Below are 26,642 nucleotides of genomic sequence, written 5' to 3' on the forward strand. Positions count from 1 at the left end.
GTATATTGAAAACAATAGCCTTTAGTTGACAGGCTGCGGGATACTGTCCTATTTTAAAGGGAACAGCATCGAGTGAAGGAGGAATAGTATGAGAGCAAGCATTAAGGATGTCGCGCAACGGGCGGGAGTATCGGTGACGAGCGTATCGCGGGTATTAAACGGTGAGAAATATATTAGCGAGGCTTTGCTTGAGAAGGTGAATCGCGCAATCGAGGAGCTGGATTATTCGCCAAGCCATATTGCCCGCAGCTTGAAGACACATAGAACGAACACCATTGGCATTATTGTGCCGGATATAACCAATCACTTCTTCTCAACCATTCTACGGAGTATTGAAGAAACGGCCAGCGCCCTGGGTTATACTCTGCTCGTTGGCAATATTGCAGAAAATCTGGAGAAGGAAATGAAATATTTGCAAATTTTTAAGGAGATGCGAATAGACGGCATCATTATTATGCATCAGAAATTTAATGACGAAATCATTACGTTCTTCAATAATGCCAACATGCCCATTCTGTTCTCGAGTATTAACGCACCATCTAATGCCCACCTGTCCGTTCGAATTGACGATTATAGAGCCGCTTTCGACGCAACGGAGTATCTCATTCGGATGGGGCATACCAAAATTGCTTATTTTAGCGGGGACTTGCAGGATATAGCTGCCGGCCGTAATCGTTACAGCGGCTATCTGGGTGCATTGCAGGAGCATGGTATTAAGCGCAATGAAAGCTTCATTAAATTGGGTGATTACAAGCTTTCCTCCGGACGCAGGCTTATGGAAGAGCTCCTGCGCCAGGAGGAGCTGCCGACTGTTATTTTTGCCGCTACGGATGATATGGCGGTTGGTGCGCTTAATGGCGCTCTGGATCACGGACTGCGCGTTCCTGATGACATCTCCATTATCGGCTTCGACGGCAGTGCGGTTGCTGAGATTGTTCGTCCATCCATAACCTCCATGCAGCAGCCAATGGACGAGCTCGGCAGGAAATCAGTTGAGTATATTCACCAGCTGATTGTCCATCCAGATTTGATCATTCAAGAGGACATTATCCTGCAGCATTGGCTAGTGGAACGCGAGAGCTTCAAGCCAAGAGCTTAAGATGACTCCTCCACCCACATACAAGTCTCGAACGTCACACGCTCGCCAGGAGCGAGGCCTCTTGCTCCCGTCATCTCCGGGGGATAAGGCAGATTGAAGGCGTCAGTCAGACAGGAGTATGGCTCCAGACAGATCGACTCCGACCAATTGGGACGGAAAATAAGCAAATAGGGGAAGGTGTTGCCGATGGAATAGGCGATCGTATAGCCTTCTTCTATCATCCGCAGCCGGCAGATACGCTCCTCACCCTCCTGAAGCTCCACCATAGCTGAGCCAAGAGGAGCAATACGATTCAGCGGAAGCCCTCCGCGCAGCTCTCCCGCACGTTCGGTATCGGCTGGGGCACCCTCAATGAAGGTGAAGCTTGAGATTGGCCATTCCTTGGCCGCCGGAGCTTGCAACAGGGCTTGTTCGCCTGGCAGATTGAAGTAAGGATGAAGGCCGAAGGCGAACGGTGCCTCGTCCTCGCCCTCATTGACGATGGCGCCGTCCAGTCGGAGACGTCCACCCAGCAGGGATATGGTCACGTTGAATATGAGAGGATGCGGGAAGTAAGCCAGCATATCCTCATGATCCGCATAACGAAACCGAAGAACAACATAAGCGCCTTGTGCTTCCGTTCCTCCCCATTCCACGACCTCCCAGCTTCTGCGCGCCAGCTCGCCATGCAGATGGCGATCCGGCTGCTCATTGATAGGCAGCTGATAGGATCGTCCCTTGAATGTAAAGCTTCCGCCTTGCACTCGATTAGGAGGGAATAGAATCGGCGTGCCATACATCGTTTCACCTGCTCTCAAATCATGAATAGAGCCCGGCGCAGCTAACAGCTCTCTTCCAGACGAATGAAACCGAATCAGATTCCCGCCAACCTCCGGCACAAGCTGAGCAAAATCTCCACGCTCAATATCCCTCAGTTCGACAACCGAATATCCATCCTGGACTTTACAAATAACTTCATATGGATTCATACTTCCTCGCCCTCTCTTCCCAATCTCTTCCTAACATGCAAGAGACCTCTATAAAGAGGTCTCTCCAAAAAATAACTCTCTAATAATCTAAGTTCAAAAAGTTCTATACTGATTAGATTAAGTTAGATTGCTCCAGAAGTCTACTAACAACCTCCGCGACTTCTGCTCTGGTGATAGCTGCTTTCGGAGCAAGCATTTGCTCGCTTCTGCCCAGCACGAGACCTGCCTTAATGCTGGCTGCAATACCGCTCTTGGCGTAGGCTGCCGCCTCGTCGCCATCCTTGAAGCTGGACAGCAGCTCATCCGCTTCTATCATCTCGGCTGCAGAATCAAGCCCCGTTAGCGCCATAGCTCGTTCCATGATGCTCATCACCTGTTCGCGCGTGATAAGATCATGAGGTTTGAATTCACCATTGTCATAGCCGTTAATCAAGCCATACGCTGTCGCCGTATGGAGATAGGCTTCATACCAGCTGCCTTGGGCAACATCGGAATACGCCGACTCTCCTGCCTCTGCCTGAAGTCCCAGAGCTCTTACCAGAACTGCGGCAAACTCGGCGCGGGTGATGGAACGATCCGGCTCAAAGCGATTGCCGTCAACCCCAGCTATGATCAATCTGGAGCCTAAGTCATTCACAGCCTGCTCCGCCCAATGACCGGATACATCCTGGAAAACCACAGGATTCCAGATCACCGCGTAGGTGCTGTTCGTCAAGCTATTCATCACAGCATAATAGCTGCCATTCTGTCCCACCACTTTAGTTGGAATCCCTCTAACAGTTCCATCCTCTTCCACTACTACCCCCGTGGTGATCTCATTGGTATCCACGCCTTCCGGAATAAGGATCGTTCTTTCCACGAAGGAGTTGAATGTGCTAATTTCTTTTGTCTGATCCTTGTAAGTGTAGGTAATATGGAACTCTACAGGAGCGGCCACTACCGTAAATCCGTCTTGCTCAGCCGACTGCTCCAGCACCTGCCGGGTTTCTTCATCGGCTTGACTAATCTTTATATTGATGATTAGATCCTCCAGCAACACATCAGAGCCCAGCTCCTTAATAATATCATCCATTTGAAACTCCTCAAGAGGGAGCTTATAGGAGGCAGCAGCTGTTCGAAGCTCAAGCGCCACATTTTTCTGCTGCAGATCCTTAACGATCGCGCCATTAAGCTTGCCATTCACAACAGGGGAGCCGCTCGCGTCAGGAATGGTAAGAACAGCGTTATTCGCTATAGTGCTCAGACTATTCTTAAGCAGCTGCTGGTCGACCGTAATCGTTGTCACCTTGCGCCCCGCCTCGGTCGCGGTAACCGCGCTTGCTATTTTGTCCAGCTTCTTGCCATCCACGAGAACCTCAGCGCTGGCTGCTGGTGGAGCTGTTGGCACGGGTACATGAATGATTGGCGGAGGAGGAGTCGCAGCCTGCTCCAGCACAGTTACTGTAATGGCCTTGGTTGCGCTTGCCTCTCCAATAGTGACGGTAGCCGTCAGTGTCACAATCTGATTCCCGCTTCCATGCTGAGGTCGAACAACCGTCCCGTTAGCCGCCACTGTCGATGGATGGCTGGAAGCCCATGCCACGCTTGCTCCATGCAGGCCAGCAGACGGCAATGAAATAGCTCCTGTTACGGCTTGCGCTGTGTCTCCCTCTGCGAATGTTAACGAGGCTGCCGATAACGTATTGGCCGCTTCGGCTGCCAGCTGCTCATCTGTTGGCTGGATCGGCCCGCTGCCTATCATCATGTTATCGAAAGCAAGCTTCGCATGGCCCACGGTTACAGCTGTAGGCTCAAATACATACAAACGAATAGCTTTCAGCTTGGTTGTGTCAATTGCCGCCGTTCTTGCAAAATAGCCGTCTGCCAGCCAGCTAGCCGCAGAGACCCCAAATTCGGATATCGTAAGCGTTCGAGCTTGATTGGGCGCAATGGCAAAATAATAAATGCCTCTATGATCCTGAACGTCGGTAACCTCAACGCGAAGCTGTGCTCCTGTGTTCACGAGATTCGTGACATCCAATTGAAGCGGCTTGTTGTCCAGGCTCCAGCCCCCCTCCGGCGCAGTGAAGTCTATGCTGCCTGAATATTTGCCGCTCGTATCCCAGCTGTATGCGGTGAAGGTTGTAAACTCCGTATTTAATGCTTTGCTGCCATGTGTCACGCCTTGTTCCGATCGGGAAGCGGTAATCCCTTGGCCGCTAGCCGCGTAGACAACTTCTTCTTGATCCTCGAAGGATAGGAACACACCGTTTGGATTAACAGGACCTGGCCCGGGATCCGGTGCACTGCCAATAACTATATTATCAAAGGCCAGCGCTGCATTCGTAACAGGAGCAGCCGTTGGAGAAAAGACATACAATCGAATATTTTTAATATTCTCCGTATCAATTGCTGCGCTTCTCGGGAAATTGCCGTCGCCGAGCCAGGTGCCTCCGGCAACGCCAAAATCGGCAATGCTGATGCTTCGGGAAGCATCTGCCCCAAGTGTATAATAATAGGTGCCTCTCACATCAGAGGTATCCGTAATTTCTACTCGCAGCTGTGTCGCGTAGCCCCTTAGATTCGTGACATCGAAGGTGAATGGAGCAGCTCCCAGGCTCCAGCCCTCCTCCGGCGCCGTAAAATCAAGGCTGCCTGAGTAGGTTCCCGTCGTATCCCACGCGTAAGAAGTGAAGGTCGTAAACTCCGCTTGAAGCGCCTTGCTGCCGTCCGTTGCGCCTTGCGCGCCTGTCGATACCGTCACAGCGTCTACATTGTGGGTATAGGCTGCCGCTTCTCCGTCCTCGAAGGAGAATTGGGCCCCTCGACTGCCGGTAGGCGACGATTTTGTTTTTGTATATTGATCAAATATACCAGCCGCCTTGGCTAGGTCTGCCAAAGCTTCTGTCACTTCAGCATTTGTCGCCAAGGCATCCTGTGCAACAATCTCCGCTTTGGTTACTTCAATATTGAGCGTGTCTAGGTACTGCTTTTTCACCCAGCTCTTGCCTGGCTCAACCTCATTGCCTGTGGACGAAATGATAGTCGACGCAAGCTTCGACTTAGCGTCCGCAATAGGACCAGCAAGCGCACTTGTAGCGACGCCTGTCGGAGCCGACTGCTCGTGGTACTCGATGATTTGTACGCTTGTGATATATCCATCTTCATCCGGGAGCAATATTTCAATGGTATTGCTCGCCAGAAGCTTGCTGGCATCCAGCTCAAATTCCGCAAAGGTCAGCAGATTGCCAGGCTTGTTCGTGTAGGCCAGATCCTTGCTGAAGCTCTGCATATTGGCCGTATCACCCGAATTGACAACCACTTGCATATCCTCTGCAAACCCGCTTCCCGTCTTGCCGAAGCCAATACGGAGAGTCGCTTTCGCGAGATTCGCAGGCCTTGCTTGAACCGTAAATGAGGCCGGCGCGTTTACGCTCGTCGGCACAAGCTCCTGAGGCGCATATGCAAATTGTCTCTCCCACGTTTTGGTGAACGCCGGATTGGAATCCAGCGTAATCTCGAATACGCTCATTTCCTGAACGCGCATGTACACATTGTCCAGATCCGTGACATTCTCTTCCTCATAGGTCAGCTTGCCCTTCTCCAGGAAAAAATGTTTGCGCGTTACGCCTGCAATATCGGCGTCGCCCGCGAACACATTCAGATCCAGGTTAACACGCTGCGAGTTCAGATTGTGAACAGCGACATATACCTTGTCATTGTAGCGAACCGCATTTGTGAAGACACGCTCTTGATCCGCTTCAGCCGGAAGGAACGCGCCGCGGTAATCCTTCCACATATCCAGATAAGCTTCCATTGGCGTCATTTCTTCCAATAATCCATTCTGTGCCTCATTATATTTGTAGAACGTATCATTGGAGTTGGGACGCCAGTTAATAATAGGGTACAAATAAGGTACCAGCATACCAATCGTATCGGCGTAATTCATAAAACGGAGCATATAGCCGTTATATGCGACCAGCTTCTGGAAGTAGTCCGCGTCGCTTCCCGCCGTATTATAAGTGCCTTCTTCTGTAATATAGATCGGCTTCACATTATCTGTATTCACCATATGTGCATTGAGCAGGTCAAGCACGGCTTCCATTCGTCCACTCAGGAAGCCATCCGAATTGTTTTCTCTGTCATGAATGAACAGATTGGCATTTTCATAGAAGTGATGCGAATACCAATCCAGTGAATCCTTTGTGTCATCCATAAATTTCAGCTGCGCTCGCGCTTCATTGAAATCATTTTTCTCCAGATACATGAACGCGCTTGACGGTCCGCCGACCAGCACATCCGGATTCAAAGCCTTTACCTCTTCAGCCACCTTGTTGTGGAACTCCGACAAGTAATTCCACGCTTGCTCCGGCTCCGATTGGAAGAACCACCATTCCTGCGGAATCGTTGACTCGTTTTTAACCTCCACATATTTGGGACCCAGCCCGTCAAATCTGGTATCGATGCTCTTGATCAGCTTGGCTGACGCATCAGCCGCCGCATCGAAGTTGGCGCGGGACGGTGTGCCAAAGTGCTCCGATTGCCCGGAATCAGGGTCCTCCCACATCCACCTCGGCCAGCCATCCAGCGTCAGCATATAATCCTTGCCAATAGAGGGATACAGACCTTCGAACTTATCTATGGCAGGCTGACTCTTGGCATAAACCTGGTTCGTCGCGGTAAAGTCGGCATATCCAGGGCGCGTCGAATCCTCCTTGAGACCCGCCCAACTGGTCATCAGTGTGTAATGAAAAGCGCCGCGACCGGGAGTAAAGCCGTAATCATGAGTCGTTCTGTGATACGCCTCGTCCAGCACCGTAAATTCGCCCCCGGCTTGCTCTAAGCCGATGGGACCGCTGTTCACATGATAACGCTTGAACACTTCCTCGGGCAGCTTGTTCACGCCGTCCATGCTTAGATTGGTCAGCGCATCTACATCGACGGAGACGTCCAGTATAGCCTTGTCTCCTCCAAGAACGGTCCATGCGGAAGTATCAAACTCCAATGGAACGCCTTCTTCTTCCCAGTGATAGACGCTGCGAAGCGTGCCATTACCGACGATTTTCATCTTGTAGCCTTCGTAGATAATATCGCCGTTCGTATCCTTAATCAGCCAAGGATGGGTGATCCCCTCCGTAGGATTGGATTCCTGGAAGCCCATCTTCGTATAGTTCGTATACAGCCCGGTTATACGGTCATTCCAGCCACCGTTCTGGAATACGGTCCATTCCGTTTCGACGCCTTCAGGATCAATGACATAAAGCTTCATCGTCTGCGCAACGGAGCCCTCGAAACGCACATCGCCGAACAGACGCCATATTTTTGCGTTCATAGCAGGAATATCAAGCGTTACTTCACCATTAACCTGCAAATACTGTCCATCAGGATATTGCAGAAAGTTAATGCGCTGAACGCGGCTCTCGCCGTTAATGCTGTTGAAATACGCCACCGCATTATTGCCGAACTTATTTTTGTAATGCTCGGCAACGGCTGGTATCGTATCGAAATCTGCCTTGTCCGTTCGAATATTTACAGGAAGCTCGTCGCTTGCCTCATCTGCATAACTAACCCCCCCTGCACCTGTGAGACAAGATACGGTCAGTACGGCCGCACTCAAAAAGACGGTCAACCATTGTTTAATTTTTGAATACGTTTTCAAAATTGATGCACCATCCCTTCTATTCGTGTGGTGAAAGTGGAGAGCTTCCCCCGGGACCAAGGATACCAGGGAAAGCTCTCAGTTGTTTGCGATTATTGTTGGGCACTCTTAAAGCGGTCGTACGCCGTTTGATAAATGTTGATCAACTCGTCAACCTTCATCTTCTGCAGGTCAGCCAGGTATTTGTCCCATTCGCCTTCTACGCCGCCTTGAAGCAGCCACTTGGCGCTAGTCTGGTTCACGTAGCTGTTAATATCGGTATCCAGCGTCTTGATCTTCTGGGATTCCTCAGCCGTGAACATCACGCCAGGGAACGTCTCCGAGGTCATGTAAGGCAAATAGTTTTCTTTAATGCCATCTGTCTTCACTTTATCCTTGTCAGCCATCGCAAGACGAGTTCCATACGTATTTTCTAAAATAGCATAAGGAGCTTCAACTGGCGCCGTCTTGAATACATATTCGTCCGTTGTCATGCCAGCCGGCGCTTCCTTGAGCGTCAAGGTTCCGCCTTTGTCTTCCAATGTTGTTCCAATTGGTCCCCAGCCTGCTTCGATCGACGTATCCGTTGCGTAGGACAAGTCAATCCACTGCATCGTAAGCTCTGGATGCTTGTTAGCGGCTGTCATCGAGAATGCAAAAGGATTCACGCCTTGATTATTATTCAAAGACTTTCTCCACACTTGATCGCCGTTTGGTCCTTTCAGAGCTGGAACCACCACATACTTCGGATCATTGTCTACGCCAACAACCGAGAAGGCGTTCCAGGAGAAGAAGCCGCCCAGACGCTGCTCTGTACCACTGCCCTTGCCTACCAGCTGATTCCGGTCCTGCGCCAGACTTTCCTTATCGAACAGCCCATCCTTGAAGTAGGAGTGGTAATATTGAATCGCTTCCTTATACTCCGGCTCCTTGGCGGAGAATACCACCTTGCCGTCCTCAACGAAAATATGGTTGGCGGAATCCGCTCTTCCGAAGGTGCCGAACAATGAGCCGATGCCCATTACGTTATAGTTCGCGAAGTCCCACAGGAAGGAGAACGGAATTTCGTCATTTTTGCCATTGCCGTTAGGATCCTTCGTCTTAAAAGCTTCCAGAACGGTCCGCAGCTCATCCGTTGTAGTTGGAACAGCAAGTCCCAGCTTGTCCAGCCATTCCTTGTTCAGGTACATCATGTCGGGAGAGAGCCACAGCATCAGCTCGCGGATGCTTGGCAGCGAATAGATATGGCCATCCGGCGCTGTCAGCATTGCCTTGTACTTCGGATTCTGTTCAATCAACGCCGTCAGATTCGGCATCGTTTCCTTCGTGATGTATTGCTCCAGGGGGACAAGCATGCCTTGGCCGCCATAGTTAATGACGTCATTGCCTGTAAGCGCAAGTGTGCCATAGAAGGCATCCGGCAGCTCGCCGCTGGCCAGAATCAGATTACGCTGCTCCTCGCATTGCGCAAATTCAATATCTGTCCATTCAATCTGCACATTGGTTTTCTCTTCATATTGCTTGAAGAAATCCATTTCCTCGAAGGGTCCGTTGTTCGGATGCTTACAGGTTACCATCTTGAGCGTCACCTTCTCCGCTAACGGGAATACACCTTGCTCGGCTCCTCCATCCGTTGCTTCAGGCGTCTGCGACGCCTCCGTTGGATTCGGCTCCTTGGACGGCTCCTCATTGCCAGAGTTGTTGCCTGCGCAAGCGCTTAGAACGGAAAAGCTCATAATGACTGAAAGAAAGGATACCAACAGTTTTTTTCTCCGATTGTTCAAATCGATGACCTCCTAATTTTGTATTCGTATGCGCTTACATGAGCTGCAGCAAATCAACAAGGATGCCCGGCATGCACCACCCTTCCGTAATGACGGCCGCATCCATTACCCCTTGATGCTTCCGATCATGACGCCTTTGACAAAATAGTTCTGCAAGAAAGGATACAGAATGAGCAGCGGGAGCGCCGCAATAATAATCATGCCGTATTTGATCAGCTCCGCCGCTCGGAGCTGGTCCCCCATGGAGGACAGGTCCGTCATCATGTCGTTGCTAATCTGATTCTCTATCAGAATGGATCGAAGCACGAGCTGCAGGGGGAACAGCTCCTGGTCCCGCAGGTAGATCAAAGCGTTGAAATAGGAATTCCAATGCGCAACGCCGTAGAACAATACCATCATCGCAATAAGCGCCTGAGACAGGGGAAGCACCATTTTCCAAAAAAACTTGGCATCCGAGCAGCCGTCTATCTTCGCCGCCTCCAGTAGCTCATCCGGAATCGTGGACTGGAAGAACGTTCGAGCAATGATGAGATTCCATGCGCCAACCGCATTGGGTATGACCATCGCCCAGACCGAGTCAAGCAGGCCAAGCTCCTTGACCGTCAAGTAAGTAGGTATAAGTCCACCGCTGAAGAACATCGTGAACGTAATAAAGAGCATAACCGTACTGCGGCCCTTCATATCCTTCCGCGACAGGGCGTAGGCTGCAGGAAGGGTTAGACATAAATTGATAATGGTTCCTAAGATTGCGTATACAAAAGAGTTTTTGTAGCCCACCCACAGGTTGTCGCTGTCCAGTATCTTCTTGTAACCCTCCAGACTGAACTTCTCCGGCCAGAACAGGGTCGTCTGAACAGCCCCAGGGTCTGTCACAGAGGCCAGCACCACGAAGTAGAGGGGATAGACAATGATGGCCAGTCCGGTCACTATCAACAGCATATTTACGCGATCGAACCAGATGTCTGCTAGACTGCGTTTAAACATATCGAACCTCCCCGCTTCTTACCATAACGATGTATTGGAAGCTTTTTTGGCAATTTGGTTAACTGTGATGAGAATGATGAAATTGATAATAGAGTTAAACAATCCTACAGCGGTTGAGAAGCTGTATTGTGCGCCAACCAAGCCCGTCTTGTACACATAGGTGGAAATAATCTCCGATGAGGGCAGGTTAAGCGGCGTTTGCAGCAGGTAGACCTTCTCGAAGCCGAGACTCATAATATTGCCCGTGCTCAGAATAAGCAGAATAACGGCCGTTGGCATAATGCCGGGGATATCGATATGCAGAATCCGCTGAAATTTGTTTGCGCCATCCACAACCGCCGATTCATGCAGCTCGGGACTAATCGTCGTAAGCGCTGCCAAATATATGATGGTGCCCCAACCTGTGTTCTGCCAAATCTCCGACAGCACATATACGGGTCTGAACCAGTCGGGATCCCCCATAAAAAATACCGGCTCGCCGCCAAACAATCCGATGAGCTTATTGACCATGCCCGTATCCGGCGACAGGAATAAAAACAGCATGCCCGCAATTACGACCGTTGAAATAAAGTGAGGCGCATAAATGACGGTCTGCACAAACTTCTTGAACCTCTTGTGCATGAGCTGATTCAGCATCAGCGCGAGTATGATCGGAGCCGGAAAGCCTACAACGAGCTGCAGGACGCTAAGCTTGATCGTGTTCAGAATAATTTTGGTAAATTCGAAGGACCGGAAAAAACGTTCAAAATGCTCCAGACCCACCCATGGACTGCCCGCAATGCCCTTGAAGGCCAGGAAGTTCTTGAAGGCGATTTGAATGCCGTATAACGGCACGTAATGAAAGAGCACGTAATACAAAACAGCGGGAAGCACAAACAAATATAGCTGGTAGCTCTTCAGCAGCCTTGAGGCCCTTTGCTTCAATGGCGTCCCGCGCTTGATGTCGGGTACGTCCAGCTGCCGGACTTCATTCACATTTTCCACAACAAGCACTCCTTTTTCTGTATTTATCCTGCGATAAGTCCATACCCACCCTTCTCTTGCAAACGTTTACAACACCGATATAGAAAATAGAGTTTTCGAAACAATCATTCAAAATTACTTATAAATAACCACTAATCGAAACTCGTTTCGTTTTTATTATAGATCTGCCAGCAATTCCCGTCAATACCTTATTTAAAGTGGAACAAAAAAGAGGCTGTCCAGAAAAAGTGGAGACACCACTCTTCCAGACAGCCCAAGACAGCTCCTTACGCTCCCGTTATCCGAAGCGTATCGAAGCGATCGGTTCGAATCAGCTCCCGCAGAAGCTGCTCTGTCAGCTTGTAACGAACCTGAGCATATGCATGATCATTCCATAAATTGTTATGCTCGCGAGGATCTGCGGCCAGATCAAACAGCAGCCCCTCATCGGAATTGATAAACACCGTTAACTTATATTGCTCCGCGACAAGCGTGCGCATTCGAGTCGTCTCGGGCGCATACCAATCCTCATCGTATTCCACAAGCGCCGGACGGGGAGGCAGCTCCTTGCCCTCTTCAACGGCAGCGCGCAGACTGCGGCCCGGCAAGCCTAGCGGCGGCGCGCTGTAGATGCCGCGCGTATCCATGACAGCCTGATCTATACCGGCAAAGTCCAGAATCGTCGGCACGAAGTCCAGCAGGCTGACGACGCGCTCACGATAGACGCCCTGCGCGGCAGCGCGGGGAGCTCTCCAGATATAGGGAACATTCAGGAGCTCCTCCCAAGGCCACTCTGCCTTGGTCAGCAGCCGATGGGAGCCCAAATATTCTCCATGATCCGCCATGAAGACAAGAATGGTGTTCTCATAGAGTCCACATTCCTTCAGCTTGTCCACCACGTCCCCTATACAGCTGTCCACATGTGTGATCATGCCATAGGTTTGCGCTAATATGTCACGCAGAGTGGCTTCATCAAACTGCGAGTGCCCGGGATGAACGGCTCTTAGACCCTTCAGCCAATCTATAGAATCCGCTTCATCATTCCACCCCTCCGGCAGCGTCAGCGACTGCGGATCATACATCTCGCTATAAGGACGGCAGGCTGCGAAGGGATGATGCGGATCTGGGAAGGAGCACCAGAGATAGAAGGGTTCCTCTTGCCCAAGCCCTTCCAGGAAAGCCGCTGAGCGGCGAGCGATCCACCGGTTGTAATGCAGCTCTTCAGGCAGATCGATCTTCCAATGCTGCTCGTACAGGCTATTTTTCTCATAGGCTCCCGCCCGCAGCAATCGCTCCCTTCCTCCCGGCAGCTCCTGCTCCAGCCATGTCAAATAATCGCCAAAGCAATCGACATGCCCGCCAACATGCTCCGTCGTCTGGTAGCCGTAATAATCGCTTGGCAGTGCTGTAATCTCTCCAGCCTCCCAACGCGCTCTGCTCTCCCATGAGAAAGCCATCTCCTCGCCCATGCTGACAGAGCCGATTGGCTGATGATGAAGCTTGCCTACGGCATGTGTCCGATATCCGGCCTCGGCGAGCACCCTCGGCAGTGTAGGCAGCCCTTCAGGGACAGCGTTGCCATTAGTCAAGCAGCCATGCTGGCGGGGAGTAAGTCCCGTCAACAGGGTCGCGCGCGAAGGCATACATACGGGATTGTTGCAGTAGGCTCTGGTGAAGGACACCCCTTCTAGACCCAGCTGATCTAAATTCGGCGTCCGCACGTCCTGATGGCCATGCAGAGACATCGTGCGAGCTTGCATCTGATCCACAACAAATACAACAAAATTAGGTTTCATCTATTGACCCACCTTCCGTTAGCCTAGCTCTAACAATATTTTGGCTACGGCGCCTGGACCGCTCAGCAGCTTGTCGAAGCATGCTTTCCCGTTCTCCAGCGGCTCATGCACGGTCCATGTCTCCAGCCCTGTGCCGCTCTCTTCAATCCACTTGAGCGCAATTTGAAAGTCGATTGGATTGTAGCCGAAGGAGCCCAGCATCGTGAGCTCGTTGCGAATAGCGGTATTGACGGGCAGAGCGCTGTCTGCCGCATGAAGGCCGGAGAACACCACTCTGCCGCCCGGTCTGGCAATACCCATACATTGCTGCCTGGTGGCATCGATGCCGACAGCATCCACACACTTGTCGAAGCCGCGCGCCGGTGTCACTCGGGCCAGCTCCTCCTCACAGGAGACAGCAAGTCCTCCCATTGCCCTGACTATGCCAAGCCTCTCCGCATTCACATCCATAACCACGGTATGCTTCACCCCATACCTCTGCGCAGCCCGGAGCACAAGCAGGCCAATAGGACCAGCGCCGGCAATGAACAGACTGTCCGATGGCTCAAGCGCGGCCAGGCGGGCAATACGAACCGCACAGGCAAGCGGCTCCGCAAGCGCGGCAGCGTCTAATGACACGGCTTCAGGTAGCAGGTGGATATTCCCGGCAGGTACAACGGCATATTCCGCGAACGCCCCAGGCCTGCCTGCTCCTACAAGGCTGCGCTGCGGACATAGGTTCGCCCGCCCGCTGCGGCACTCCATACAGCTCCCGCAGGAGATCAGAGGATTGGCTGTCACCCGATCACCGGACTGAAGCCCCTCCACTCGGCTGCCAACCTGGTGGATCACTCCCGCAAACTCATGCCCCATCACAAGCGGAGGCTTGCGGAGCGAGTTATGTCCCAGATAGCCGCTTAGCTCTGAGCCGCATATGCCCGCCCAGTGAACACGCACAAGCACCTCCTGTTCCCCGGGCCGGGGAATCTCCATGGTACGAAGCTCCAGCTGACGAGGACCTTCGTACACTAATGCACGCATTGTTCCCCCCATAGTTTCCCCCTCCAGTCCTTGTTGTCTACCATTCCGCGTAGGAGCCATCTTCATTGCGCCAGATAGGGGAATGCCAATTATGCCCCTTCTTGGCCGCTTCTCTGACAGCTGCTTCATTGATTTCAATGCCGAGACCCGGCTTGCCGGACATACGCACATAACCCGCTTCATATTGGAATACATCGGGATCCTTCAGGTAGCCGAGCACATCGCTGCCTTGATTATAATGAATGCCTAACCCTTGCTCCTGAATAACGAAGTTCGGCGTGCAATTGTCGACCTGGAAGCAGGAGGCCAGAGCAATCGGTCCAAGCGGGCAATGGGGCGCAAGACTGACATCGTATGCTTCCGCCATAGCCGCGATCTTCTTTGTCTCCAGAATACCGCCGGCATGAGAGAGATCCGGCTGGATAATATCCACATAACCCTCCTGCAGCAGCTGCTTGAAGCCCCAGCGCGTATACATGCGCTCGCCCGTCGCAATCGGCGTATTCGTCATTCTGGCAATGTCTCTCAGCGCTTCGTTATGCTCCGGCAGCACAGGCTCCTCAATGAACATCGGTCTGAACGGCTCCAGCTCTTTCACAAGAATCTTGGCCATCGTCTTATGCACTCTGCCGTGGAAGTCAACCGCAATGCCAACATCCGGACCGACCGCAGACCGCACAGCTTGCATCCGTTCTACAGCCTGATCAATCTTCCGGTAATCGTCTATATAATGAAGCTCTTCCGTGGCGTTCATCTTCAGCGCCTTGAAGCCCAGAGCAACCTGCATCAGGGCATGATTGCTCACATCGCTTGGCCGGTCTCCGCCAATCCAGGCGTATACCTTAATCTTGTCGCGTACCGAGCCGCCAAGAAGATCGTAGATCGGCGCGTTGTAGTATTTGCCCTTGATATCCCACAGAGCCTGCTCGATACCGGAGATCGCGCTCATAAGGATGGGACCGCCTCGGTAGAAGCCGCCGCGGTACATCACCTGGAAGTGATCCTCGATCTTCAGCGGATCCTTCCCTATCAGATAATCCTTCAGCTCCTCCACCGCCGCTTTGGTGGTGGAGGCCCTTCCCTCCAGAATAGGCTCCCCCCAGCCCTCAAAGCCTGTATCCGTGCTGATCTTCACAAACAGCCATCTGGGCTCAATCTGGAACAGCTCTATATCCGTTATCTTCATCGTGCGAACCTCCCTTGGAATGCGGCCCTTCCCGCATAATGACTGCCGATATCCTCATGTATACGAAGCAGTTGATTATATTTGGCGAGCCTAGAGGAGCCGGCTACTGAGCCGATCTTAATCTGGCCGCCGTTCAGGCCTACTGCAAGATCCGCGAGCGTATAATCCTCGGTCTCGCCGGATCGGGCGGATATAACGGTCAACATGCCCGCTGACTTGGCCAGCCTGATCGCCTCTACCGTCTCCGTTAACGTTCCGATTTGGTTCATTTTGATAAGCACAGCGTTGCCCGCCTTCTCCAGAAGCCCTCTCTGAATGCGCTCCCGGTTGGTGGTGAACAGATCATCGCCCACCAGTTGGACCTTATGACCCAGACGTTCCGTAAGCTTCACCCAGCCGCTCCAGTCCTCTTCGGCTAATCCATCCTCAATCGAGACGATGGGGTATCTGTCTACCCATGTCTCCAGAAGGGCTGCCATTTCGTCGGACTGCAGCATCCGATGATCCGCGCCCAGTCGATATATGCCCTTATCCTCATCGTAGAAATGGGAGGCTGCGACATCTAATGCGATCGCCATATCATCCCGAAGCTTGTAGCCGCATGCCTCAATCGCCTCGCACAAAATATCCAGCGCCTCTTCATGGCTGCCCAGAGCAGGACCGAAGCCCCCCTCATCCGCGAGCAGACGGGATTGATAGCCCTTGGCGGCCAATAAGCGCTGCGTCCGGAAGTACACCAACGAAATCATCTCCAGCGCCTCCGGATAGGAGGCAGCGCCTACCGGCATAATGAGGAAATCCTGAATATCTATATGGCCTCCGGCATGCAGACCACCGCTAATTATATTGACCATAGGCAGCGGCAGAACGGGCGTATCTCCCTCAGCGAGAAACCGATTGGCGAAATAGCGATACAAGGGCAAGCCTTCCGCCGCCGCTTGGGCATGAGCCGCCGCAAAGGATACGCCAAGAATCGCATTGGCCCCCACTCTCGACTTGTTAGGCGTGCCGTCAAACTCAATCAGAAGCTGATCCAGGGTATGATGTTCTCCCGCCTCGACACCTGCAACAGCCTTAGACAGCTCATGATTGATATGGTCAACGGCCTTCCGCACACCCTTGCCCTGGAAGCGTGTAGGCTCGCCGTCCCGCAGCTCCCATGCTTCGAATTTGCCTGTCGATGCGCCCGACGGGACCATCATACGCCCGCGATGTCCGCTCTCCAGGACAACATCCACCTCTACGGTAGGGTATCCCCGTGAATCCAGTATTTCTCTCCCAATTACGTGTTTAATTTTGGCCATGGCCGCCCCTCACTCCCAATCCTTCCGCAATTGCCTCTCTTGCCTGCTCCTTGCACGCGCCTAACAACCATTGCTTGCCCAACCGACGTACACGCTCCTTCATTGCGGCATCCGTAATGTATTCCACTGGCGATTTGCCATCTATCCTAGCCAGCAGCATAAGGCCCAGATGCTTCATGAGTCCTGGAGGGACAGCGCCGTAACCTCTAAGGAACGCTTCAATACAGCGCTGCGCGGCCTCCTCGCGTCCATAGGCTATTCCCTTCAGCACGAGATGGCCGATGCAGAAGGCCAGATCGAACACCGAATTGCCCCAATGCCCGACCTCATAATCCAGCAAAATGACCTCATGATGGCCCGCAACTAGAATGTTTTTGGGTGAGAAGTCGCCGTGCACGAAGCAATGGCCGACCTCCGTCACCTCTCGCTTCAAGTCCTCAATAGGGAGAATCAGCTCAGGATACTTCCTGGCCAATTCATTATGGAACGGATCGACGCGCAGCTCCTGGAAGTACTTCAGGTCGCGGAGTGAATCCACACTCTCGCCCGGAAGGGCTCGGCTGGCTACATGCAGTCTCCGCAGCATCCCTCCGACAGCCTCCGCTGTCGCGGTGTGGAATTGTCCCTCCTGCAGCTGTGACTTCCAGGTTACCGCTCCTTCAGGCGCGCAGGCCATCATATATAAATACGCATTCTCATCCTGATAGACGATAGCCGGGACTTGTCCGGCATCCAGCAGCGGGTATAGGGCAAGCATCGCCACCTGCTCCCGCTCGATTCTAGCTACATCGGAGAACCATTCCGACTTCACCTTCAGCTGCGGAAGCGCTTGCTTTAACACCCAGCGTCCTTTGCTCGTTACAATCTTCCATACCTGGCAGCTTACGCCTCCGCTCAGCTCGGTAATGGCACACGGCTCGCCATCGGCCAGCCACTCTGCATGCAAGAGGTAAGCTCTCACCTCGTCTGCAGTACCCAGAATCATGGTGACAGCTCCTCTCCATCATGAAGCATGACGATTTTGACTGTTGGCTTCGTCTTGTTCCGCAGCGCTTCAAAGGCCTCCTCGTATTGGTCGATAGAGAAGCGATGCGTAATAAGCGCCTCCAGCTCCAGCTTGCGGGCTTCCAGCAGTCTCAGCGCTTGATGCCAGGACTTGGTCGTATAAGAGAATATGCCATGCACAGTCAAATCTCTCAGCATCATATAATCGCTCTCCACGACCAGCTTCTTGCCTGTTCCAGCGATGCCAGTCAGCACAATATGGCCTCCGCTGCGCGCCAGCTCCATACTGAGCCTGACCGCCTCTTCACTGCCAGATGTCTCGACAATGAGGTCAGCGCCTTGTCCTTCTGTCCATACTTGAATAGCGGCGTGCACGTCCATGATGCGGCTATTGACGAAATGGGAAGCGCCGATCGCTCTCCCCAGCTCCAGCTGCTCATTTCTCCGTCCAATCAGACAGATGGCATCCACTCCGAACGCCTTCAACAGCTGTACAGTCAACAAGCCAAGCGTACCGGGACCAATAATAACCGCTTTCACACCTGGTTGAAGCGGCGTCTTCATAATGCCGCGAAGCACCGTCGCAGCCGGTTCGATTAAGACCGCTGCTTCATAGGAGACCTCATTCGGAATGCGATGGACGGCCCTTGCAGGTACAATGACCAGCTCCGCCCCGCCGCCAGGGCGGGTGAAGCCAAGCTGATCATATTGATGGCAGAGATTCGTCCGGCCTTCTCTGCAGTAGGCGCAGCTGCCGCATGACAATAAGCCTTCGGCAATGACTCTGTCCCCCGGTCTTACGCTTGTCACCTCGGAGCCGCATTCTACGACCATTCCGCTCCATTCATGTCCAGGCACAACGGGATACTTCACGAAATCGGAGGAAATCTGTCCTTCATAGATTTCGAGATCCGTCCCGCAGATGCCGACAGCCTTGGACCGAACTCGAACATCATGAGGCCCTAACGGCTGGGCCTCCATCTCCTCCAGCTGCATATGATGCGGGCTGCGGATAACCAAGGCTTTCATCGGTCAGCATCCCTTCATGACATTGGTCAAAGCTCCAAGCTTCTGAATTTCAACGGTAACGACGTCTCCGTCCTTCAACCATACCTGTTGATCCTCCGGATAACCGGCCACCACGCCCTCAGGCGTCCCGGTCAGAATAAGGTCGCCAGGCTCCAGCGTCATATATTTCGTAATGTATTGAATGATTTCCGGAACAGTGAAAATCATGTCTCTTGTATTGGAGCTCTGGCGAAGCTCTCCGTTCAGATACAGCTTAATATCCAGCTCGTTGGGATCGCCCACTTCATCCGCCGTGACGAGATAAGGGCCAGCCGGACAGAAGCCATCTAATATTTTGCCAAGCATCCACTGGCTTGTACGCATCTGGAGATCACGCGCAGACAGGTCATTGACGTTGCAATAGCCGAATACGACATCCAGCGCCTCTTCCTGTTTGATGTTTCTGGCATTCTTGCCGATTACGATGCCGAGCTCAGCCTCGTAATCATATTTGAACGCTTGGGCGGGAAGGCCCACTTCCGCCCCATGTCCAACAGGTCCATTGGAAAACTTGTTGAACAGAATAGGCACCTCAGGTACGGGGAGTCCCGCCTCCTCCGCATGCTTCTTGTAATTAAGACCAACACAAATGATTTTTTTGCCAGCCGGTATGGAAGGTGCGAACACTACTTCCTGCTCCGACAGCCACTTACCGCGGCTTGCTGCAGCAAGCTCCGCCGCATCAGCCCTTCCGGCAATCACGTCCTCCAGGCTCGCTTCAATCGGCAGAATCCCTTGCTCTCCTGCAATCGCGCAGGTTAACTTACCCTCGAATTGAATGTGTACCAGCTTCATCCTTGTTGCCTCCTCATGGGATATCGACTTCACTTGATATTAGAATCGTATCACGGCTTACTCCACAATAAAATGAACCAATTCGTCATGTTATTGGACTTTTCCGATCTCTATTGAAACAAGTTTCTATTCATTCCATTAGGGGCCTATTCGACGACTTTCACCTTACATATATTGGATATGGCATGGATAGCAGCGCATTTCGCCTTAATCGCAAGCTCTCCTGGCTTGGTGCCCTGTACAAGGAGCAGTCCTCTGCCCAGCTCTGTCACAAGGCTTGTGCTCTGGTAAGGCTGCACATTGTCAGGGCTGCCATTGTCTACTCCAAGAATGCGGCATTCCCCCTCCACCTCGAAGGCAAGCTCCACATTTTGGTTCGTAATGGCATGCCCCTGCGCATCCAATAGCTGAACAGTAACATGAACGACATGATCGGGATGAATCTGGAGGATGTCCTTGTCCCCAAGCAGCTGAATGGAATGAATGGGGCCTACCGTATGGATACTGGCAGAGGTTGATTCACCGGCTCGCTTGCCGACAGCCCTCAGCTCTCCTGCGGCATAAGGCACTGCCCATTTGTAGATATGGTCCTCGAACTGCTCCAGGCGTTTGGCGGCAACCAAGGTGTTGTTCAAATATAAGGAAACCTCTTCGCAATTGGAATATACCTCGACCACAACCAGCTCTCCATCCCTATAATTCCAATGAGAGTTCACATCATGCCAGAACCACACTCTCTCCTGCCAGCCGCCAGGCACCTTCTCCACCAGCTCGCCGGCCTCATTCAGGCGATACAAGGATTCCTCCACAGTCTGCGTGACGAGATGGACATGCGCCTCTTCATTCCATAAGCTTTTGAACATATGGTAGGAAGGCTTCTGGAACCCGGCGAAATCCAGCAGACCCAGATTGGAGCCCTTCCGCGGCCATGGCTTCTGTATGGCTTCACCCATATGATCGATGCCAGTCCAGAGGAAGATGCCAGGAATATGCTCTCTCTCCAGCACGGCCTTCCATTCATGCCACTGGGCTACATTCTCCGTTCCCAGTATCGGCTTGTCGGGATAATGCTGATGGCCGTAATCATAAATCACCCTGCGGTAGCTGTACCCTGCAATATCCAGCTCGTCGATATAGCCCGATTCGTAGCTGGCGCTGGGCAGGATGCAATTGGCTGTAACGGGTCTCGTTGTATCCAGCTCCTTGGTCCAGCGTGACAAGAGCCGGGCTGTCTTATCAATGTCATAGGCGTCTCTTGGCAGCCCCTGAATGATCTCGCGAATTTTATCCTTGCTGTTCGGCGGCAGCGTCCAGAAATAATTGCCGGAGGCATTCATGCCGAAGTAGCCGGTTGCCTCATTATATTTGGGATACGTCCATTCAATTTCATTGCCTATACTCCACTGGAAAATACAAGGATGGTTCCGGTCCCGCAGCACCGTGTCCTGCAGATCCTGCTTGGCATACTCCCGGAAATATTCAGCATGCCCCCGGGTTATATCATCCACCCGTTGCTCCCCGCCGTTGCTGCGCTTGTCCTTCGGATTATCCCATTCATCGAAGAACTCCTCCTGCACCAGGAAGCCCATCTCGTCGCATAGATCCAGGAAGTCCTCCGAGGCTGGGTTATGGGCTGTCCGGATGGCATTGCATCCGCATGCCTTCAGCGTCTCCAGCCTGCGTCTCCATACATCCAGAGGCACCGCCGCTCCAACAAGCCCGCCATCATGGTGCAGATTGACCCCTTTAATTAACGTGATCCTTCCATTAAAATAGAAGCCCTTGTCGACATCGAATCGGAACTCTCGTATGCCTATACGATCCTCTACCGTCTGGATGGTCCGTCCGTCGTCCACTACCTCAATAATTGCGCGGTACAGCTTGCCATCATGAATTTCCCATCGCTCCGGATTCGGAATCTTCCATTCCATCTGAAGCTCCTCTGATTGATTACCTGCCAGAGAGCAGCTCACTCTCTCCTTGGCTGCAAGCTGGCCATCCGGTCCGAAAAGGCTGCAGATCAGTTCCGCTTGCTGCGGGCCCGCTTCATCATTCCGCAAGGTGATGACCCCACGTACAACAGCAGAAGCATCATCGACGTCCGGCGTCGTGTAATAGGTGCCCCACACGGGGATATGAAGCTTAGGCATAATATGAAGGGCTGCCTTCCGATAAATGCCGGAGCCCGTATACCATCTGCTGTCCGCGTAGCGGGAATGATCAACCTTCACCGCAATGAGATTGTCCTCGCCCTCAGCATGCAGGCAATCCGTTATATCCACCAGGCATGGCGAATAGCCGTAGGGATGAAACCGTACAAGCTGCCCGTTGCAATAGATGCTTGCACGATTATAAATGCCGTCGAAGTTGATGATGACCTTGCTTCCGGTCATCTCGGGCGTGGACGTGAAGCGCTTGCGATACCAGCCAATTCCGCCAGGCAGATAGCCGGTGCAGGCTTCCCCCTTCTCCTGATCAAACGGGAACTCCACGCTCCAATCATGGGGCAGATCCAGTGTGCGCCATGAGGTATCATCCGTTGCCAGCAAATGGGGAGACTCCGGCTCGCCCAGTATAAACTTCCAGTCCTGTATAAAAGGAATTCCTCTCATCTCTCTATCTCTCCCTTGGTTCATTCTCATTCTTGAATGCGGAGCTCGACACATAGAGGAAGCGTTCCCCGCGCGCCAGCAGATGACACTTCTGCTCCGGATACTGCTCGTATACATATTGCACGAACGAGCCCGGCTTCTCTGTATTCCAATCGAACGTATCATAATGAAGAGGGATGACGGTATCCGCGCCAATCTCCCAAGACAGCTCCGCTGCCTCCCGATAATTCATATTGCCGGCAATATTCCGGCTGGCGCGATAATAGTCGCGTCCATTAATAGGCAGACAGGCTACATCTATGCACGCACTCCGCAGCCGTGCGGCCAATCCGTCATAGACCAGCGTATCTCCCGCATGATACAGGGTCACGCCATTCAGTCGGATGACGTAGCCGACATACCGATGCTCCCCGTCAGCGTCAACCTCAAACTGCTCATGCATGGCCGGTATCGACCATACTTGAAGCCGATCGCCTAGCAGCGACAGGGGCTCCTCTGTATGGGCATGGAAGACACGATGAGGCGCAAAGCCAAGCCCCATAATCGTGCTGGCGCAATATTTGGGAGCGACAACAAGGCTGTCCGGGCTGCTATGGCAGATAACCTTCATCGTGCCGGCATCCAGATGATCCTCATGATCATGCGTAATGAGACTGACAGCAGCATTCGTAATATCGGCTGGAACAAGCGGCGGCTCATACAATCGCTGGAGCCCCAGCTTGCTCCTCACATCATCGGATACGAAGGGATCGAAGTAGAGAAGGATGCCATCCCCCTTCACCACAATGCTCTCCTGGCCCAGCAGCCAGATCGCAAGGGTGCCATAAGGCGGAGTTGTTGCATTCATTTCGTCAATCAGCCTCTCATTAGCTCGTATGCGCGAGCCCTGCGAGCCTTGCTGCATTTATCCCCCACCACCTGTTCTTAAAATAAAAATTCTACCTCTCAAAATAGGGAAGCAGCCTGCGGTCGGTAAACCGCAGGCCCCTCTCCTTACTTATAATTCAAGTACACTACACGCTTCTGCATATAGCCTTCCAGTCCGTATTCGCCATCCTCGCCGCCCAGTCCGCTCAGCTTATGGCCGCTGTGGTAGCCCTGCATACAGCCTGACATACCTTGATTGACGAAGACTGTTCCCACCTGAAGCACATCTGTACCATGCATCATTTTCTTCATGTCACTGGTGAACAGGTAAGCCGACAAGCCCAGCTCACTGGAATTGACGATGTTAATGGCCTCCTCAAAGCTGCTGATGGTTACAATCGGAAGCACGGGACCAAATATCTCCTTCTGCGCTGCGGCCATGTCCGGCTTCACATCAACAAGGACAGTCGGCTCATACCAATAGCCCTTATCGAAGATGCCGCCGCTAGGACGCTTGCCTCCAAAGGCTACCTTGGCGCCTTGGGCTACCGTTTCTTGAACAATGTCGTCAATTTTTTGCAGATCATTGCCATTCGCCTTAGGCCCCATCGTTACAGTGCTGTCGAAAGGATCGCCCACCTTAATAGCCTTCATATGCTCCAGAAGCTTCGCTGTGAAGGCCTCCGCCACCTTCTCGTGAACAAGCACCAGCTCATTGCACACACATACCTGCCCGCAGTTCGCGAATCGGGCTGTGACAGCCGCTGCCGCCGCTTGGTCAATATCCGCATCCTCCAATACGATGAACGGGGCTTTGCCGCCCAGCTCCAGAGACAATGCGATAATGTTGTCGGAAGCCGCCTTGTAGATCTGCTGACCCGCGCGTACGCTGCCGGTTACCGTTACCATCTTCGTAATGGGGCTGCTCACCAGAAGCTGTCCCACCTCCGCGCCTGTGCCTGTCACGAAGTTCGCAACGCCAGGAGGGAAGCCAACCTCATGAATCAGGTTGAAAAACTCGGCCGAAGCGATTGGCGTAAGCTCATGCGGCTTAATGATCATCGTATTGCCCGTCACAAGCGCCGGTCCCAGCTTCCTGCCGATCAAGGCCAGCGGATAGTTCCATGCGCATAAGCCAATAGTGACGCCATATGGCACCTTGCGAATCTGCAGCATCTCGCCTTCCTTATTGGAAGGAAGAATATCGCCTTTAATTTTGTTGGCGGATTCCACGGCAAACATCATATAAGCCATCGTATCTTCCACTTCTCCGAGCGCCTCACGATACGTTTTGCCCTGCTCCATCACCAGCAGCTTGGCTAGGAACTCGCGCTTCTCCTTCACCTTCTCCACCAATTTGACCAAATAAGACGCGCGCTTCACGGCAGGCAGCGCCTGCCACGCCTGCTGCGCCCGCTCGGACGATTCCAGCGCCTTCTGCACATCCTCGGCAGAGGCATCGCTTACCCGTCCAATTACCTCTTCATTCGCCGGGTTCTGCACCTCAATCAGCCGATCCGAAGATGCCTCCATCCATTGGCCGTCTATATATAACCGATAATAGTCTTGTCCATTGCGGTTGCCCTTCATCATTGTGATCCATCTCCCTTTCGCTTCTATTATTGTCCCTTGAATTGCGGGGCTCTCTTCTCCTTGAAGGCTGCCTTGCCCTCCTGCGCGTCCTCTGTCGTGAAGCAGAAGGAGAACAGGCTGTTCTCATATTGCAGGCCTGCGTCAAGCGGCATATTCATGGCCGCTCGAAGTGCAAGCTTCGCGTTTTCGACAGCGATTGGACTATATGCCGCAATGGCGCTTGCCGTCTCGTAGACCAGCTTCTTCAGCTCACCAGGCTCCACGACCTGCTCAACCAATCCGCAACGCAAAGCCTCCTCCGCTGACAGCAGCCTCCCCGTCAACACCATCTCCGCAGCCTTGCCTGCTCCTACCATTCTCGGAAGCAGCTGCGTGCTTCCGCTGCCTCCGATCCAGCCCAGCTTAATTTCTGCTGCGCCGAACCTGGCGTTGGATGACGCCATACGAATATCGGCCTGCAGCGCAAGCTCCAATCCTCCGCCAATGGCATACCCATTCACCATAGCGATGACTGGCTTGCGAATGCTGCGAATCGCCATACAGTAATCATCTCGATTACGCAGATCCCATGGACTTCCGTAATCATCCAGCACTTCAATGTCGCTGCCGGCAGAGAAGCTCTTCTCGCCTTCGCCGGTGAGGACGACGACTCGAACGCCCTTGTCCCTGTTGATCTCCTGACAGAGCTCGCTGAGCCGCTCGCCCATCGCACGTGTGACGGTATTCAGCTTGCCCGGTCTGGCAAGCGTGATCGTCCCTATATAGTTGTCAACCTCGTACCGAATATCGTTGTTGTCCATCGCCTTACCTCCCTCCATCGTTGTCCACCGAACCGTCAAGACCGAAGTCCCTATTAATTCGTATCGTGTGCTCACCGACTGGAGGTGCTCCCTTCTCATGCTTGAGCAGCTGTCCGTTCACCCTTGCCGGGTAACGCGTCGTCTTGAACACCGCGCCGCTTGGCCTTACGACCTCCTGGAACATATCCAGCACCTTGATGCCTTCATGCTGAAGAGACTGCTCCCAATCGAACACCTCAGCGCACCAATAGTCGGCCGGCTCCAGAAGATCGAGCCACTCCTTTGTCGGCCTCGTCTTCAGGTGACGATTCAATATTCCCTTAATGGTGTCCCGCTCATCGAACCAAGCCGACTGCTCCGTATAGACAAGCAGCTCCTCGCACTGCAGAAGACCGCCCAATGCCAGAATGGAGCCCATGGCCAGCGCGATATAGCCATCCTTTGTTTCATAGATGCCATATGGCGCGCCAAGGTAAGCATGCGCATTCCGGAACCTGCTTCGCTTGGGCAGCTCTCTCGGCTCTTTGTTCATATAAGCGCTCAGCACTTCAAATTGGAAGTCCAGAGCCGCCTCCATCAGGCTGATCTCCACTAGTCCGCCCTGACCGGTCTTCTCTCGCTTGTACAGCAAGCCCAGCAAGGCCTGAACAAATACGGAGCTGGTATGCAGATCAATCGTTGCCAGACCGAAGGGAACAGGCGGCTGCTCGCCGTCGCCGTTCAGCCAGGCTAAGCCGGACATGGATTGGACCAGCAAATCCTGACCCGGCTTGTTCTTCCAGGGGCCTTCCACGCCATAGCCAGTAATGCTGCCGTATATCATGCCAGGATTCAGCGCCTTGACGGATTCATAATCAAGACCGAGCTTCTCCATAGCGCCGGGGCGAAAATTTTCTATGATGACATCCGCCTGCTGAATCAATCGCTTTACTTTTGCGAGATCAGAGGGGTCCTTCAGGTTGGCAGCGTAGCTTTCCTTGTTCCGATTCATAGACTGGAATACGGTGCTCTCTCCATCTACCCTTAGATTCGACAATGTCAGCTGGCGGCTTCCATCACCTGCATTCGGCCTTTCGATCTTTATGACTCGCGCCCCCAAATCGGCTAATCGAAGCGCGGACACAGGACCTGCCAGATATTGGCTGAAATCCAGTACAACAATATCCTCCAGCAGCTTCATT

General features: G+C 52.8%; 18 protein-coding genes. 1 reads left to right on the forward strand and 17 read right to left on the reverse strand.

The window, feature by feature from the left end; translation table 11 throughout:
• Positions 1-88: 88 nt before the first annotated feature.
• The gene (locus tag GE073_RS13015; protein WP_153783615.1) at positions 89-1,099 is read left to right on the forward strand and encodes a LacI family DNA-binding transcriptional regulator; all 1,011 of its coding nucleotides are present in this window, start codon (positions 89-91) and stop codon (positions 1,097-1,099) included.
• On the opposite strand, the gene GE073_RS13020 is transcribed toward GE073_RS13015, so the two are convergent.
• From GE073_RS13020 to GE073_RS13100, 17 genes are all read right to left on the reverse strand, one after another.
• Positions 1,096-2,067: an aldose 1-epimerase gene (locus GE073_RS13020; RefSeq protein ID WP_153783616.1), complete on the reverse strand. Its 972-nt coding sequence runs from the start codon at positions 2,065-2,067 to the stop codon at positions 1,096-1,098. The genes GE073_RS13015 and GE073_RS13020 overlap by 4 nt on opposite strands.
• Positions 2,068-2,179: 112 nt before the next feature.
• Positions 2,180-7,705 (reverse strand): S-layer homology domain-containing protein, encoded by a 5,526-nt coding sequence (locus GE073_RS13025; protein ID WP_153783617.1) that lies wholly within the window; start codon positions 7,703-7,705, stop codon positions 2,180-2,182.
• Between the two features lie 92 nt (positions 7,706-7,797).
• The gene (locus GE073_RS13030) at positions 7,798-9,468 is read right to left on the reverse strand and encodes an extracellular solute-binding protein (protein ID WP_228551486.1); all 1,671 of its coding nucleotides are present in this window, start codon (positions 9,466-9,468) and stop codon (positions 7,798-7,800) included.
• A 105-nt stretch (positions 9,469-9,573) separates the two neighbouring features.
• Positions 9,574-10,452: a carbohydrate ABC transporter permease gene (locus tag GE073_RS13035; protein WP_153783619.1), complete on the reverse strand. Its 879-nt coding sequence runs from the start codon at positions 10,450-10,452 to the stop codon at positions 9,574-9,576.
• An 18-nt stretch (positions 10,453-10,470) separates the two neighbouring features.
• Positions 10,471-11,409 carry an ABC transporter permease gene (locus GE073_RS13040; RefSeq protein WP_306812850.1) on the reverse strand — a complete coding sequence of 313 codons (939 nt, stop codon included), beginning with the start codon at positions 11,407-11,409 and terminating at the stop codon, positions 10,471-10,473.
• A gap of 293 nt (positions 11,410-11,702) precedes the next feature.
• Positions 11,703-13,211 carry a sulfatase family protein gene (locus tag GE073_RS13045; protein ID WP_153783621.1) on the reverse strand — a complete coding sequence of 503 codons (1,509 nt, stop codon included), beginning with the start codon at positions 13,209-13,211 and terminating at the stop codon, positions 11,703-11,705.
• 18 nt (positions 13,212-13,229) lie between these two features.
• On the reverse strand, positions 13,230-14,360 hold the full coding sequence (locus GE073_RS13050; RefSeq protein ID WP_323744216.1) for a zinc-dependent alcohol dehydrogenase: 1,131 nt from the start codon (positions 14,358-14,360) through the stop codon (positions 13,230-13,232).
• Positions 14,269-15,417 (reverse strand): galactonate dehydratase, encoded by a 1,149-nt coding sequence (dgoD, locus tag GE073_RS13055; protein ID WP_153783622.1) that lies wholly within the window; start codon positions 15,415-15,417, stop codon positions 14,269-14,271. The genes GE073_RS13050 and dgoD overlap by 92 nt, the downstream gene beginning before the upstream one ends.
• The gene (eno, locus tag GE073_RS13060; protein ID WP_153783623.1) at positions 15,414-16,721 is read right to left on the reverse strand and encodes a phosphopyruvate hydratase; all 1,308 of its coding nucleotides are present in this window, start codon (positions 16,719-16,721) and stop codon (positions 15,414-15,416) included. Before eno ends, dgoD begins: the two co-directional genes overlap by 4 nt.
• Positions 16,708-17,706, reverse strand: coding sequence for an aminoglycoside phosphotransferase family protein (locus GE073_RS13065; RefSeq protein WP_153783624.1), 999 nt, complete (start codon positions 17,704-17,706; stop codon positions 16,708-16,710). The genes eno and GE073_RS13065 overlap by 14 nt, the downstream gene beginning before the upstream one ends.
• On the reverse strand, positions 17,703-18,755 hold the full coding sequence (locus GE073_RS13070; protein WP_153783625.1) for a zinc-dependent alcohol dehydrogenase: 1,053 nt from the start codon (positions 18,753-18,755) through the stop codon (positions 17,703-17,705). The genes GE073_RS13065 and GE073_RS13070 overlap by 4 nt, the downstream gene beginning before the upstream one ends.
• Before the next feature lie 3 nt (positions 18,756-18,758).
• The gene (locus tag GE073_RS13075; protein ID WP_153783626.1) at positions 18,759-19,589 is read right to left on the reverse strand and encodes a fumarylacetoacetate hydrolase family protein; all 831 of its coding nucleotides are present in this window, start codon (positions 19,587-19,589) and stop codon (positions 18,759-18,761) included.
• A 146-nt stretch (positions 19,590-19,735) separates the two neighbouring features.
• Complete coding sequence (locus tag GE073_RS13080; RefSeq protein ID WP_153783627.1) at positions 19,736-22,201, reverse strand: glycoside hydrolase family 2 TIM barrel-domain containing protein; 2,466 nt, start codon at positions 22,199-22,201, stop codon at positions 19,736-19,738.
• A gap of 4 nt (positions 22,202-22,205) precedes the next feature.
• Positions 22,206-23,105 carry an MBL fold metallo-hydrolase gene (locus GE073_RS13085; RefSeq protein WP_153783628.1) on the reverse strand — a complete coding sequence of 300 codons (900 nt, stop codon included), beginning with the start codon at positions 23,103-23,105 and terminating at the stop codon, positions 22,206-22,208.
• An 89-nt stretch (positions 23,106-23,194) separates the two neighbouring features.
• On the reverse strand, positions 23,195-24,661 hold the full coding sequence (gene aldA / locus GE073_RS13090; protein WP_153783629.1) for an aldehyde dehydrogenase: 1,467 nt from the start codon (positions 24,659-24,661) through the stop codon (positions 23,195-23,197).
• A gap of 26 nt (positions 24,662-24,687) precedes the next feature.
• Positions 24,688-25,461, reverse strand: a complete 774-nt coding sequence (locus GE073_RS13095; RefSeq protein WP_153783630.1) for an enoyl-CoA hydratase/isomerase family protein — start codon at positions 25,459-25,461, stop codon at positions 24,688-24,690.
• Between the two features lie 4 nt (positions 25,462-25,465).
• A complete protein-coding gene (locus GE073_RS13100; RefSeq protein ID WP_153783631.1) occupies positions 25,466-26,641 on the reverse strand; it encodes a CaiB/BaiF CoA transferase family protein in 1,176 nt (391 codons plus the stop codon).
• Position 26,642: the final 1 nt, after the last annotated feature.

This window comes from Paenibacillus sp. B01, from assembly GCF_009649995.1.
GTDB classification, from domain to species: domain Bacteria; phylum Bacillota; class Bacilli; order Paenibacillales; family Paenibacillaceae; genus Paenibacillus_O; species Paenibacillus_O pasadenensis.

Coding starts and splice junctions, on each gene's coding strand:
- GE073_RS13015 (WP_153783615.1), top strand. CDS start 89: ATGAGAGCAAGCATTAAGGATGTCGCGCAACGGGCGGGAGTATCGGTG.
- GE073_RS13020 (WP_153783616.1), bottom strand. CDS start 2,067: ATGAATCCATATGAAGTTATTTGTAAAGTCCAGGATGGATATTCGGTT.
- GE073_RS13035 (WP_153783619.1), bottom strand. CDS start 10,452: ATGTTTAAACGCAGTCTAGCAGACATCTGGTTCGATCGCGTAAATATG.
- GE073_RS13045 (WP_153783621.1), bottom strand. CDS start 13,211: ATGAAACCTAATTTTGTTGTATTTGTTGTGGATCAGATGCAAGCTCGC.
- GE073_RS13050 (WP_323744216.1), bottom strand. CDS start 14,360: ATGAAGCAGCTGTCAGAGAAGCGGCCAAGAAGGGGCATAATTGGCATT.
- dgoD (WP_153783622.1), bottom strand. CDS start 15,417: ATGAAGATAACGGATATAGAGCTGTTCCAGATTGAGCCCAGATGGCTG.
- eno (WP_153783623.1), bottom strand. CDS start 16,721: ATGGCCAAAATTAAACACGTAATTGGGAGAGAAATACTGGATTCACGG.
- GE073_RS13065 (WP_153783624.1), bottom strand. CDS start 17,706: ATGATTCTGGGTACTGCAGACGAGGTGAGAGCTTACCTCTTGCATGCA.
- GE073_RS13070 (WP_153783625.1), bottom strand. CDS start 18,755: ATGAAAGCCTTGGTTATCCGCAGCCCGCATCATATGCAGCTGGAGGAG.
- GE073_RS13075 (WP_153783626.1), bottom strand. CDS start 19,589: ATGAAGCTGGTACACATTCAATTCGAGGGTAAGTTAACCTGCGCGATT.
- GE073_RS13080 (WP_153783627.1), bottom strand. CDS start 22,201: ATGAGAGGAATTCCTTTTATACAGGACTGGAAGTTTATACTGGGCGAG.
- GE073_RS13085 (WP_153783628.1), bottom strand. CDS start 23,105: ATGCAGCAAGGCTCGCAGGGCTCGCGCATACGAGCTAATGAGAGGCTG.
- aldA (WP_153783629.1), bottom strand. CDS start 24,661: ATGATGAAGGGCAACCGCAATGGACAAGACTATTATCGGTTATATATA.
- GE073_RS13095 (WP_153783630.1), bottom strand. CDS start 25,461: ATGGACAACAACGATATTCGGTACGAGGTTGACAACTATATAGGGACG.
- GE073_RS13100 (WP_153783631.1), bottom strand. CDS start 26,641: ATGAAGCTGCTGGAGGATATTGTTGTACTGGATTTCAGCCAATATCTG.